This is a genomic window from Lewinellaceae bacterium, assembly GCA_020636105.1.
Lineage (GTDB): Bacteria > Bacteroidota > Bacteroidia > Chitinophagales > Saprospiraceae > BCD1.
On record JACJYL010000001.1, the window covers coordinates 3,526,671 to 3,539,207 of the forward strand.

Annotated in this window: 9 protein-coding genes; 3 read left to right on the forward strand and 6 right to left on the reverse strand. The window is 43.8% G+C overall.

Annotated features, from left to right (window positions below):
* Positions 1 to 335: 335 nt before the first annotated feature.
* The gene (clpB, locus tag H6571_13275) at positions 336 to 3,074 is read left to right on the forward strand and encodes an ATP-dependent chaperone ClpB (GenBank protein MCB9324703.1); all 2,739 of its coding nucleotides are present in this window, start codon (positions 336 to 338) and stop codon (positions 3,072 to 3,074) included.
* Positions 3,075 to 3,226: 152 nt separating this feature from the next.
* On the opposite strand, the gene H6571_13280 is transcribed toward clpB, so the two are convergent.
* The 4 genes from H6571_13280 to H6571_13295 all read right to left on the reverse strand — a co-directional run bounded on the left by H6571_13280 (position 3,227) and on the right by H6571_13295 (position 5,945).
* A complete protein-coding gene (locus H6571_13280; GenBank protein ID MCB9324704.1) occupies positions 3,227 to 3,424 on the reverse strand; it encodes a hypothetical protein in 198 nt (65 codons plus the stop codon).
* Between the two features lie 117 nt (positions 3,425 to 3,541).
* Positions 3,542 to 4,345: a DUF364 domain-containing protein gene (locus H6571_13285; protein ID MCB9324705.1), complete on the reverse strand. Its 804-nt coding sequence runs from the start codon at positions 4,343 to 4,345 to the stop codon at positions 3,542 to 3,544.
* A 69-nt stretch (positions 4,346 to 4,414) separates the two neighbouring features.
* Complete coding sequence (locus tag H6571_13290; protein MCB9324706.1) at positions 4,415 to 5,164, reverse strand: ion transporter; 750 nt, start codon at positions 5,162 to 5,164, stop codon at positions 4,415 to 4,417.
* Positions 5,165 to 5,246: 82 nt separating this feature from the next.
* Entirely contained in the window at positions 5,247 to 5,945 is a 699-nt protein-coding gene (locus tag H6571_13295; protein MCB9324707.1) for a TetR/AcrR family transcriptional regulator, read from the reverse strand.
* Positions 5,946 to 6,200: 255 nt separating this feature from the next.
* Here H6571_13295 and H6571_13300 point away from each other — a divergent pair, with 255 nt between their 5' ends.
* Complete coding sequence (locus H6571_13300; GenBank protein MCB9324708.1) at positions 6,201 to 7,829, forward strand: SulP family inorganic anion transporter; 1,629 nt, start codon at positions 6,201 to 6,203, stop codon at positions 7,827 to 7,829.
* A 36-nt stretch (positions 7,830 to 7,865) separates the two neighbouring features.
* A complete protein-coding gene (locus H6571_13305) occupies positions 7,866 to 8,519 on the forward strand; it encodes a carbonic anhydrase (GenBank protein ID MCB9324709.1) in 654 nt (217 codons plus the stop codon).
* Between the two features lie 83 nt (positions 8,520 to 8,602).
* Here the strand turns inward: H6571_13305 and H6571_13310 are convergent, their stop codons facing one another.
* Together H6571_13310 and H6571_13315 are read right to left on the reverse strand one after the other, a co-directional pair.
* Positions 8,603 to 9,352 carry a response regulator transcription factor gene (locus H6571_13310; GenBank protein ID MCB9324710.1) on the reverse strand — a complete coding sequence of 250 codons (750 nt, stop codon included), beginning with the start codon at positions 9,350 to 9,352 and terminating at the stop codon, positions 8,603 to 8,605.
* Positions 9,353 to 9,369: 17 nt separating this feature from the next.
* Positions 9,370 to 12,417, reverse strand: coding sequence for a histidine kinase (locus H6571_13315; protein ID MCB9324711.1), 3,048 nt, complete (start codon positions 12,415 to 12,417; stop codon positions 9,370 to 9,372).
* Positions 12,418 to 12,537 lie beyond the last annotated feature (120 nt).

Genomic DNA, 12,537 nt, shown 5'->3' on the forward strand with positions numbered 1-12,537 from the left:
TAAAGGGTTTCCGTAATTGAGAGAAGTTGTCGAAGTAGACACTTGAATAAAATAATTCGCTGCCTAAGTGGGAACAACAATTTATGGATAGTTAAAAGAAAGGCCAAATAGGCAGCATCCTTCAACTTTTTGTGTCAAATTGTCCTAAACCAGTAAATGGCAGGTAATTTGATGGTTATTTCCTGAAATAAGTAGCTGTTCCTCGAAAAAATGAAAGGGTTAAGCGAAAGGAAAATAAAAATTAAACAGCTTTCCTTTTTTTAGCTCTCTATATATACTATTTTTCCAAAAAAATAGAGTTTCGAGCCACAGGAAACCAAAAACAAGCAACAATTATGACATACGATAATTTCACGACAAAATCACAAGAAGCCATCATGAAGGCCCAGCAGATCGCCGGAGGGCTTGATCAGCAACAAGTGGATACGCCCCATTTGCTTTCAGGAATTTTGCAAACCGATGAAGATGTTTCAAAATTCCTCCTGCAAAAAATGGATGTAAATATTCTTGTCCTCAAGAAACAGCTTGATGAGGAAGTCAGAAAATATCCCAAAGTAGAGGGCTCAGATAAACAATTTTTGAGCAATGATGCCAATAAAGCATTGGCTGCCGCTAAAAAATTTCTCACAGAGTTTGAAGATGAATTCATTTCTCTTGAACTTATTATGTTGGGAATCCTCAGTGGAAAAGACAAGGGCGCAAGTATCCTGAAAGATTTAGGAGCCACCATTGACGGTCTGAAAGCGGCCATCAAGGAATTGCGGAAAGGCAGAAAGGTGACCGATCAAAGTGCGGACAATACCTACAATTCATTAAAGAAATTTGCCATCAACCTCAATGAAAGAGCTGAAAACGGCAAACTGGATCCTATCATAGGCCGCGACGAGGAGATCCGGCGCGTGCTACACATTCTTTCTCGCAGAAAGAAAAATAACCCTTTGCTCATCGGTGAGGCCGGGGTGGGTAAAACAGCTATCGTTGAAGGCATTGCCTGGCGTATCGTCAAACAGGATGTTCCGGAAAATCTAAAGTCTAAAAAAATATTTGCCCTGGATGTTGCTTCGCTGATCGCAGGAGCAAAATACAAAGGAGAATTTGAAGAACGCCTGAAAAGCGTCATCAAAGAAGTCACGGAATCGGATGGAGAATACATCTTGTTTATCGATGAGATCCATACCCTCATTGGTGCCGGTGGCGGACAAGGAGCCATGGATGCAGCCAATATACTGAAACCCGCCCTCGCACGTGGAGAACTGCGTACCATCGGGGCAACCACCCTGGATGAATACCAAAAATACTTTGAAAAAGACAAGGCTTTGGTAAGGCGTTTTCAGACCATTCTCATCGAGGAACCGAGTATTGAAGATACCATTTCCATCCTCCGTGGATTACAGGAACGTTACGAGGTGTATCATAAAATTGAGATCCTGGACGAGGCCCTCATTGCGGCCGCTGAATTGTCAGCAAGGTATATTTCTGACCGTGCATTGCCCGACAAGGCCATTGACCTGATTGATGAGGCTGCTGCCAAATTGAGGCTGGAGCTGGATTCTCTGCCGGAGGAAGTGGACGAATGGGACAGGAAAGTGCGTCAGCTTGAGATCGAGCGGGAAGCGATAAAGAGAGAGAAGAAAAACGAAGCGAAACTTCAGAGCATCAATGAGCAAATCGCCAATTCAAAGGAAAAACGCGATTCCATACGCGCTTCCTGGAAAAACGAAAAGGAAATCGTCGATACCATCCAGGAGATCAAAAAGCATATCGAACAGCTCGAAATGGAAGCTGACCGGGCAGAACGCAACAGCGACTTTGAAACGGTAGCCAAGATTCGTTACGGCGAACTGCAAAAGCAGCAGGCTATGCTGATGGCCGGGGAAGAAAAACTCGATAAACTTCCCGAGGGAAGCCGCTTTACGAATGATGAAGTGAATGCCAATGATATCGCAGATATTATTGCCAAGTGGACCGGCATCCCGGTTACAAAAATGCTGCAAAGCGAGAAAGATAAATTGTTGCACCTCGAAGATGAGATTGGCAAACGACTGATCGGTCAACAGGAAGCCGTACGGGCCGTTTCCGATGCCGTAAGACGGAGCCGGGCTGGATTGCAGGACCCAAACAGGCCTATTGGCTCTTTTATTTTCCTCGGCCCTACCGGAGTCGGAAAAACCGAGTTGGCAAAGACCCTTGCAGAAGTCCTCTTCGATGACGAAAGAGCTATCACAAGGATCGATATGAGTGAATTCCAGGAACGCCACGCCGTATCGCGGCTCGTAGGGGCGCCTCCGGGATATGTAGGCTATGATGAAGGCGGACAATTGACGGAGGCGGTTCGCAGAAGACCTTACTCCATCATCTTGCTGGACGAGATCGAAAAGGCTCACCCGGACACCTTTAACATCCTGCTACAGGTGCTTGATGACGGACGTTTGACCGACAACAAAGGTCGTGTAGCCGATTTCAAAAACACCATCATCATCATGACTTCCAATATGGGTGCCGAGATCATCCTGGAGAATTTCGAGGACCTGGATGCCCTGGGAGAGGATCATCGGAGGGATATCATGGAAACGACAAAAGAAGAAGTTTTTGAAAAACTGAAGGAAGAGTTGCGCCCTGAATTTCTGAACCGGATCGACGAGCAGATCATGTTTACGCCGCTTTCCCTCGCAGAGATCAAGCAAATTTTACTGCTTTTGCTCAAGAAAGTGGACAAAATGCTCGCCCGCCAGGGCATCGTCAGTAAGATCAGTGATAATGCATTGAACTGGCTCGCAAAGAGAGGATACAATCCTCAGTTTGGTGCCCGCCCAATGAAACGTGTCCTGCAAAAAGACGTCATCAATGAACTTTCAAAAGTGGTGCTCAGCGGAGAATACGTTACCGGAGATACTATTTATATTGATACAGATAAAAATGGGCTCGTTTTCGGTAAAACACCTTTTAAAGAAGCGGAAAAACCCGCGGAAGTAAAGGCTGCTCCAAAAAAGGATAAAGGCAAAGAAAATGAGCTGGATGCTTTGAAAAAGGCAACCAAAGATGTGGAAGATGCCGTGAAGGATATTGAGGAATAGAATATTCCTAAAAGTGCCTAAAAGTGTGGCCGGATCCTGTAGAGGGTCCGGCCATTTTTTTCATAACTAAAAATTTGCCCCCTTAACCTGGCCAGAGCAGGAACTCACATTTCAAATCATTAATTTTGATGCTATCAGTCATAGAAATTCTACTATTTTTCTTTCCTTTTCCCAATAGGGGCAATGATAAAATACCAGATCCCTCCGGTTAACAAGCTTAAAGCTGCCGAATAGATAATAATTCTTTTAACAGAATAATCCGTAGTAAGAAATTCCAGCGCAATCGTGGATAGGAACATGCCTGTTATAAACACTAATGTCTGTTTTTGAGCAGTGTTTTTCAATTTCATAAGCAATAATATTATCAAGAAAGTAAGAGGACCCAAAAGGCAAAATAGGTTATTATAATTCTTGAAAAACCAATTTTATATTTCATGTTATTTAATTTAATTCTCAAACATTTATGCCTATCCAGGCAGAATACTGATCTTTTCTGCACAATACCTAAACAAGTGATACCCCTTTCCCCCGCTGCCGACAACATCGAACAACAATTCCGGATGGGTAATCCGCGTGGCACCGATGGCCGTGACTTTATGGTCAAATAAAACATCGGGGATGAGACTGCTGGAAGGTCCGGTGATGACCACCTGGGTACCTGGTGAAATGGCCGCCAGCAAATCGTCGATGGTATTATTGACCAGGGTGAGTCCCGTAATGATAACCACATCAGAAACCGGTACAACGATTTCGTATTGACTGGCCGGCACGAAAAATTTTTTCTGGTGATCCAGCAGGGCGGATTCATTCAATTCCAGTACATGCAGCGTATTTTCGGTGGCCGACAGTTTTTCAATGTATGACTGGAATGCCCCCACTATGGTAATAACCTTTGGGGGTTGTAAATCGATCAGGTCAACCGGGTCTGCATTTTGGATGATCCTGTAATGGCCTTCTTCAAGTATTTTGGCAGAAATGGCATTGAGCACCGCCGTTTTCAGGGTGTCTATCAAGCCTGATTTTTTTTCGGTCTCAAACAAATCCGTCACTTTTTGCCCTTTGATGTTTCCCGGTGTAAAAGCCGAAAAATCACGGTTCTTTTTTCCGCAATAAGTATCCTCATCGAAAAGGGTACTGGCCAGCCCGTAGCTTTGGTCACTCAATTTTACCGCAGACATGAATGTCCCAATCCGAATATCTTCAATCAACAAATCTTTTATACGGGATCCGTATTTTAAATGAAGCAGTTCGTAGGTTTTTGCGATAATCATTTTTATTTTTTTATTCAATATTTTTCATAAAAATCGAATCTTTTGCCAGAAAGCCCGTAAGCAAGATATTTACTCTTTTGATAAATCTACCCCTTCCTGTGCCTCCAGAAGTTCTTCCTGCTCAATTTCCCGCGCCTGGGACAGGGCCGTGGCCACAAGACCCGCCGGTACAGTCACGATCCCCACACCGATGATCAGTACGAAAAAAGTGAACATCTTACCGCCCAGGGTAATGGGATACACATCTCCATATCCTACTGTAGTCAGGGTAACAATAGCCCACCACAGGCTGTGGAAAATGGAGGCGAAATGATCCGGCTGAGCTTCGTGCTCGAAAAAATAAATGCCCGAAGCGGTGAGAAAAATAAGAATTCCCGTCACGATAAAAAAAAGAACAATTTCTTCCTTTACAATGCCGGCGGCAATATGAAACCTGTTTAGGGCTTTATTGTATCGGATCAGTTTCAGCGCCCTGAATATCCTGAAAACACGAAAGGCACGAAGATATCTCAGGTCAATGCTTCCCGGCAGGTAAAAGGGAAGAATGGCCAAAAGATCAATGATACCGTAGAAACTGAAAATATACTTAAAAGGCTTTTTTGCTATGAAAATCCGCGTCAGGTATTCCAAAGAAAAAAAGGCCACACAGATTAACTCGATCAGATTGAGCAAGGCAATCAGCTGTTCTGAATTATCGGGCAGGGTTTCTATCGAAAAAGAGATTAAGGAAATGAGTATAAGGAACTGAATGCCGTAATCAAACCATTTACCGGCTCTGGTCGTGTTATCTTCAACAATAGTTCTTAGATAGCTTCTCATATTATCCTTAATTTATTAGAAGAACAATAGGCTTTTTGATGTATTTACACCCTTGATTCAACAATGATAAAGTACCCGATTCCTATGCATTTGAACCTTTGCCGGGGCATTTCAACATGGAAAAGGCAAAATACTCCAGCATATTCCTCACTTCATCATAATTGTCGTTCTTGACTGAAACGTCCGTAAGCGCCGTAAGGTGCAAGGCAAAGTATATGTGATTGTTAGCCATTTCAAAAAGAGTGGAGGCCAGGGCATGGGGGTATGAAAAATTCGGATCTATCTCTAAAATCACATTCGCCACTTTCTGAGATAATTTTTTATAATTGGCAAAAAAACCGTCCCTGTTTTCTTTGTCAATCTGTTTGGTATGATATGCCTTGGTTCCTTCTGAAATGATGAGTCGGTGCAAAATACTTTCATTGACATAATCGATGGAAGGATTGTCTTTTGAAGCAAAAACAAAGGTTTCGATGATTTTTTCAAGCTTTCGCTCCGGATCATCAATATTCATGGTATTGATGTCGATCAGGTAACTCACCCATTCCCAGTACCAGGAAACCAAATAGATCAACAACAGATGCTTATTTTCAAAATACCGATAAACAGAGGCTTCCGTTGAACTCATCTGTTGTGAAAGCTTTTTGAAATTAAAATCTTCAAATCCAATCTCATCAATCAAAATGATACTGTGCCTGATGATTTTTTGTCCTAGGGAAGTCTCCTGCGGATCCCTAAGATAAAGCTTACTATTCAGGCTTATTTTTATTCCAACCGACATTTTTACTGATCTTTTTTACAAAAGTAAATATTTATTTAAACAATGGCGACCTTATGTTGTTATAGCGTTGTAATTATTTTTAATAGTATAGCTATCATTATTCAAAGTTTTTATATACATTTGTACTGCGCAATTCCTGAATGATCTTCAGGATGGTTTACAGCAAATATTAATTCACTAAAAATTACTACAAAATTTGTCATGCCACCCGGAATGACCCGGGATTGTCATGCCTGAATTCAAAATCAAAATGTCATGAGTCCAACTAAGAACGATGGAATTTTAAAGAACCTTAAACACGACATGCCGGCTTCTTTGGTCGTATTTTTGGTTGCGGTACCTTTATGCTTAGGAATTGCCCTGGCATCGGGAGCCCCCCTGTTTTCAGGAATTATTGCAGGAATTATCGGGGGAATTGTTGTAGGTGCCCTGAGTGGCTCGCAGCTGGGGGTTAGCGGACCGGCTGCAGGATTGGCCGTAATCGTTTTAACGGCTATCCAGGAATTGGGAGCTTTTGAAATTTTCCTCATGGCCGTGGTTATAGGGGGTATATTCCAATTGATACTGGGGTATGCCAAAGCGGGAATCATCGGATACTATTTCCCTTCCTCGGTGATCAAAGGGATGCTCTCGGGCATCGGTATCATCATTATCCTCAAACAAATTCCCCATGCCTTTGGCTACGATAAGGATTATGAAGGGAGTGTAGCCTTTGCCCAACCTGATGGGCACAATACCTTTTCCGAATTGTTTTTCATGTTTGAAGCCATCAGTCCGGGCGCGGTAATCATCACGGTGCTTTCCATGGCCATCCTGCTCCTTTGGGAACGCCCTTTTATGAAAAAAATCAAATTGTTCCAGATCGTACAAGGGCCCTTAATTGTCGTCGCGCTGGGCATATTCTTAAACCTGATCTTTCAGCAGATTCCTTCTTTTGCTCTAAGGGCGGAGCAGGTAGTAACCCTTCCGGTTGCTGAAAGTCTATCCGGATTTTTCAGCCAGTTTACCTTTCCGGATTTCAGCCAGATCACCAATCCGGCCGTATGGATCACAGGGGTCACCCTGGCCATTGTGGCCAGCCTGGAAACCCTGCTAAGCCTGGAAGCGACAGATAAACTTGATCCTTACAAAAGGGTTTCACCGGCCAACCGTGAATTAAAGGCCCAGGGAATAGGAAACATCCTTTCCGGGCTGGTGGGCGGATTGCCCATCACCCAGGTGATCGTCAGAAGCTCTACAAATATCCAGTCAGGCGGCCGGACCAAAATGTCGGCCATCCTTCACGGATTCATCTTGTTTCTTTCTGCTATTGCCATCCCTGCTGTATTGAATTTAATCCCGCTGGCAAGTCTGGCTGCCATTTTGTTTATGGTGGGATACAAACTGGCTAAACCTGCTTTATTCAAAGAAATGTACGGGCTAGGTAAAAAGCACTTCATCCCTTTTATGGTAACCATTTTAGGTATTGTATTCACTGACTTACTTACAGGGATCGGAATCGGCCTTGTAGTAGCGATCATGAACATATTGTACAACAACTACAAAAAACCATTTCTTTTTGAGTCAGAAAAACATTTGAAAGACGGTATCATCAGGCTGGAACTGGCGGAAGATGTAACCTTCATCAACAAAGCGAGCATCCAGCGCACCCTCTCCCAAATACAGGACGGATCAAAAGTGATCATCGATGCCACAAAATCCGTGTATATCGATCAGGATGTCATCGAGATCATCCGGGAATTTGAAACAAATGCCGAATACCGGGATATTCAACTGAAAATCATCAATTTAGAATCTAATGGAGTGAGCAACCAGGCCCGAAAAATGAAACGTGCCCTGGAGGATAATATTCTTGAAAAGAAAAGTGAACCAATACTCAATTAAACCATAATTTTTTAATAATTTTAAAAATTAATTGTCATGAAAAATACCATATTTCCAGAAGTCCCTGTAGTCACTCAAACACCTGATACACAAGCTAAAATTACTCCTGCCGAGGCCATAAAAATGCTCAAACAAGGGAATGCCCGATTCAAAGAAGGCAATCCAATCCCGCGTGATTTACACGCTCAGATCGAACAAACGGCCACAGGCCAGTTTCCCTTTGCCGCTATCGTAAGTTGCATTGATTCACGTATTCCTACCGAAATGATCTTCGACCAGGGGATCGGTGATATCTTCAACGCCCGGATAGCGGGTAATTTCGTCAACCCTGACATTTTGGGAAGTCTTGAATTTGCCTGCAAACTGGCCGGCTCTAAAGTCGTGGTAGTTATGGGACATACTTCCTGCGGAGCCGTAAAAGGGGCTTGCGATGAAGCTAAATTAGGCAATCTGACTCAAATGTTAGATAAAATAATGCCGGCAGTAAACGCCATAAAAACGCCCGAAGGAGTAGACAGAAGTTCCGCAAATACCCCATTCGTTGATAAGGTGGCTGCCAAAAACGTGGAGTTAGCCATTAAAAATATAAAAGTTCAAAGCCCGGTTTTAAATAAAATGTACCAAAACGGGGAAATAGACATCATCGGCGCCATGTATGACGTCAACACAGGAAGGGTAAAATTTCTCTAACATACTTGCAGTTCAATGGTTTATCCGTTATTCCCTCTCTCCTGAGAGGGAATACGGATAACTATAAGTTTCCTGGAATAAATTCATATAGGAAAATGCTTTTTTAACCTCTCCAGGAATTCATCCTTTCTCCGTCGGGCAATAGGCACCTTCGAGCCGTCCGTCATCAGTACATACCCCCCATCCTCCCGGAGAATCTTCCTGACCTGAGCAAGATTTACAATATGCGACTGGTGGAGCTTGAAGAAGCTTTCTTCCGGCATCAGGTCTTCAAAATCCTTCATCGGCCGGGCGATGAGGTGGCGTTCATGATTCACCAGGAAAAAGGTGGTATAACCGGCGTCTGATTCCAATCGAATGATCTGGTCAAGGGCCAGGAACACCATGCCCTCGTTGCTGGTAAGGGTGATTTTGTCGATCTGCCCGGTGCGGGCGCTTTCCAGCAAATGGTCGATTTTAGTGGAAACAAATTCCGGCATGTCTGTTTTGATCCGGTCAACAGCCTGTGCAAGTTCGACCGGATTGATGGGTTTTAACAAATAATCCATAGCATGATACCGAAAAGCTTTTAAGGCAAATTCATCATGAGCTGTGGTGAAAATAACGTGAAAAGTAGCTTTGGGGAATTTATTCAGCAGATCAAACCCGGTTCCGTCTTCCATGGAAATATCGAGTAAAATACCGTGAGGTTTGGTTTGCCGGATGAGCACAAATGCACTCTCCACCCCATCTGCCTCTCCACAAATTTCCACATCCGGGCACAGTGTATCCAACAATATTCTGAGGGATTGCCTGGCGTCCGGTTCGTCGTCTATGATGGCTATACGCTTCATTTTATAAATTATTTGATCTAAATGTCTTCGGATATTCCTATGCGAATAATGACTTCTGTACCGCTTATTTTCCCATTTTCGTCAACCCTGTTTTTGGTACTTACAGCATCATTTTTTTCTCCGCTAAAGAGCAGATCCAACCGGCGGCTGGTGATGGACATCCCAAAAGATTTGTGTCCTTTGGACGATTCCATGTTGCCAGCTTCAGGCTTGATTCCTGCCCCGTTATCTGAAATGACTACCTCAATATAACCTTGGTTTTTTTGAAAATGCACCTTAACCAAACCGCCTCCTTTTTTTCCTGCAATACCGTGTTTAACGGCATTCTCCACATAAGGCTGAACGAGTAAGGGAGGCAATTCTATTTCATAAATATCTATCCCATTTTCCGTTTTTACCTCATAATCAAACCGATTCTTGAACCGAAGTTTTTCAAGTTCGAGGTAATTGTTCAACAATTTAATTTCTTCCACCAGCAAAATTTTTCCCGCCACCGAGGCATTCAGCATGCTGCGGACCAGACCGGCGAAGTTACCAAGATACATCATGGCCGCCTCTTTTTCATTTTGGAGAATATAATTTTGAATGGAATTGAGACAATTGAAAATAAAATGAGGGTTCATCTGGGCCTGTAATGCTGAGCGTTCGAGTTCCGTTATTTGCATCTGTATCCGGTGGGTTTCTTTCAATTGGCGGGTACGGATAAAATAAATGACAGGGCCGATGGTCAAAAACAAGACCAGAAAAATTGTTTTTGCCCACCATGTTTTCCACCACGGGGGATGGATGACAAAGGGAAACAGGGTGGATTCACTCCACACGCCATCCTCATTTTGTGCCTGAACTTCAAACAGACGTTTACCAGGAGGCAGCTCCGGAAAATTCAACGATCGGCTCATGGTTTCTACCCAATCTCCTTCATCCAGCCTGTAGCGATAGGGGATTTTTCCGTTCATCCGGAAATTCACCGCGAAATAGCTTATCGTCAGGTTATTTTGCCGGGCCGTCAGGTCAACCGGACCCTCCGGATCAATGACCTGATTATTCGCCAACACGCCGCTTATTCGGGGTTTCGAAGAGAAGGGGCTTTTGTCTCTGTTATAGAAATGAACCAGCCCCCGGTTGGTGGCCACCCAAACTTCCTTCCCGTATGCCCTGACCCGGCTGATTTCATTGGAAGGCAGGCCGTGCTTCATGGTGATCTGCTCTACCTTCCGGTGGCCGGGAGGCCCTGAAATTCGGTTCAGCCCGTTGAGCGTTCCGGCCCAGACCACACCATTTTCATCGGCATAAAGACATTCCAGCATATCGGCAGTAAGACCGTTTTCCATGGTGATCTGTTCAAATTGATCTCCTTTCCAAAAAACTACTCCGCCCCCTTTGGTGGCGACCACCAGGGTGGAATCGGGCATTACGGCGATATCCTCCACGCGCAGGAAAAAAGCGGGGTGTAAGTGCCGGCGGTCCTGCAACTGATTACCTTTCCATTCAAAAAGCCCTGCAGATTGCCCCACCCAAACGTTACCGGAAAAATCTTCCCTTGTGACATAGGTGCGGAGCCCCCTGTAACCCTTTGGATTGGCTGCTTTTAAAGGGGTACCCATGGCCGCAAAACCTATATGGTTACTGACCCACAAGCGATCTCCGTCAGGACTTGTCGTAATCCTGTTTCCATAATAAAACACATCCAATCCATTGCCCAAAATATCTGCTGCCGCTATCCATTGCCCTTTTTTATAAAAACATAATGATTCCTTACCTGCCCAGAGTATTTCATGAACGGGATCATAATAAAGGTCTTTGATATTCCCATTACCGGGCAAACCGGGTAGTTTCGACCAGGTTTCGGTAGATTGATCGTGGTGCCACACTTCCCCGTTGCCGAGTCCTGCAAAAAGTTCATGGTCATTTTTGATGGCAAGTGCAGTAATCTTTTTATCGGACAGACCCGTTTCCATGTCGTGAACCCTAATTGTTTCCGCCGGGGTGTAATAAACGCCATTTTCATTGGTGGCAATCCATTTGCCCCCTTCCGCGTCTTCCATAAAAAAATTCACACTCTCCCCTGGCAGCAAGGTATATCCTTTATCAACGCCAAGATCATTTGTAGATTGATAAACGCGTAAACCGGCATTCCAGGGTAAACCGCCAAAAATCTGACCGTTTTTCATCCGGGCAACATAAGCAAAACAATTAGAAAAATAATGCTGCCATTGAACCAATCCATTCTCAATGTAAACGCCATTATTAGCATATTGGAAAAAAAAATTTCCGGGTTTTCCCAGACCAAAAACTCCAGATAAATTTTTCCCTATTTGTTGATAACGCAAGTCAGGAAATGACCAGGATTTATGTTCCGTTTCAATATAAAAGGGAGCAATCCGGTGTTGTTTCAACAAACTTTCGCCGTATGCCTTGGCTTTTTCAAGATCCGGATCTCCATAAAGGCCGCTGATCACTTGGCCATGCTTTTCAAGGATTTGGCGATATACAGGTTCAGAGTAAGGGTAAGTTCGTGCTTTACCGTTTTCATCAATCGATATTATTCCATAATTGGAAGTTGACAGATGAACTTTTTTCCCGGCACCTTCAATAATAAATCCTTTACTGACACCATACCTATCCTGATAATTTAGCAAAACGCCATTATACCAATAGGGTTTGATAGAATCCCCTTCACAATAATAGAGGTTGCCGCCCATTGCCTGCATCCATACCCTTTCCAGGGAATCGAGTTTCATTTCAAAAATGACGTTTTCCAGCAATCCGTCTTTCACCCCATAGTTGCGAAAGTCGTACCCGTCAAAACGACTGACGCCATTGTCCGTGGAGATCCAGATATAACCATCCCTGTCCTGTAAAATGTAATATACCTCCGAACTGGGCAGACCGTCATCCGTAGTATAATGCCTGAAAGAGGGGTGGGGCACATTTTGAGCCGAAAGAGAGCCACACCAAGGGGAAAAGCACGACAGTACAACCAGGATGTATACTGCCCTTTTGAGCCTTACCGAAAAAGTTTGGCCGGATAAATTATCCCCTTTATAGCTGGTATTTTTTCTCAAAGTGTCCGATTTCATATAGTAAGATACGAAATGTTCTCAAATGTTACCCTCTTCCTTTTACCGAATAAAGGAAAATCCTGACCGAATCACGGGGGAATCCTGACCGAATAAACAAATGAT

Bases quoted from the DNA above. Each gene is read 5' to 3' on its own strand.
- clpB (MCB9324703.1), top strand. From the start codon at position 336: ATGACATACGATAATTTCACGACAAAATCACAAGAAGCCATCATGAAG.
- H6571_13280 (MCB9324704.1), bottom strand. From the start codon at position 3,424: ATGAAATTGAAAAACACTGCTCAAAAACAGACATTAGTGTTTATAACA.
- H6571_13285 (MCB9324705.1), bottom strand. From the start codon at position 4,345: ATGATTATCGCAAAAACCTACGAACTGCTTCATTTAAAATACGGATCC.
- H6571_13290 (MCB9324706.1), bottom strand. From the start codon at position 5,164: ATGAGAAGCTATCTAAGAACTATTGTTGAAGATAACACGACCAGAGCC.
- H6571_13295 (MCB9324707.1), bottom strand. From the start codon at position 5,945: ATGTCGGTTGGAATAAAAATAAGCCTGAATAGTAAGCTTTATCTTAGG.
- H6571_13300 (MCB9324708.1), top strand. From the start codon at position 6,201: ATGAGTCCAACTAAGAACGATGGAATTTTAAAGAACCTTAAACACGAC.
- H6571_13305 (MCB9324709.1), top strand. From the start codon at position 7,866: ATGAAAAATACCATATTTCCAGAAGTCCCTGTAGTCACTCAAACACCT.
- H6571_13310 (MCB9324710.1), bottom strand. From the start codon at position 9,352: ATGAAGCGTATAGCCATCATAGACGACGAACCGGACGCCAGGCAATCC.